This window comes from Curtobacterium sp. MCBA15_013, assembly GCF_001865095.1.
Classification (GTDB): Bacteria; Actinomycetota; Actinomycetes; order Actinomycetales; family Microbacteriaceae; genus Curtobacterium.
The window spans coordinates 2485-2830 of sequence record NZ_MJGQ01000046.1 but is presented as its reverse complement, the minus strand read 5'-3'; the positions used below and the strand labels follow the sequence as shown (position 1 = coordinate 2830).

The following is a 346-nucleotide window of genomic DNA, read 5'->3' as shown; positions in this document are numbered from 1 at the left end:
GGCCGAACGCCCGGACGATCGCCGCACGCTGCTGCATGCCACCGGAGAGCTGGGCGGGCAGCTTGTCCTCCGCCTCGCCGAGCCCGGCCATCCGGAGCAGCTGTCGCATGTCCGGGCCGCTGTCCGCACCGCGCTCCGCGAGGTCCTCGATGGCGGCGCGCCGACGCCCGGCACCGGGGTTGACCCGGCCGGCGAGGGAGACGTTCTGCAGCACGGTGAGCCAGGGCAGCAGCGCCGGCGTCTGGGGCACGAGGCCGATGAGCTTCGCCGCGCACGCCTGCGCCGGAGTGACGCCGTGGACCTGCACGTCGCCGCGGTCGGCGGGCTCGAGGCCGGCGACGAGCCG

1 protein-coding gene is annotated in these 346 nt (G+C 76.6%); it reads right to left on the bottom strand.

The window, feature by feature from the left end; translation table 11 throughout:
• A partial coding sequence (locus tag BIV01_RS16740) for an ATP-binding cassette domain-containing protein (RefSeq protein ID WP_139199493.1) occupies nt 1-346 on the bottom strand: 346 nt, incomplete at both ends.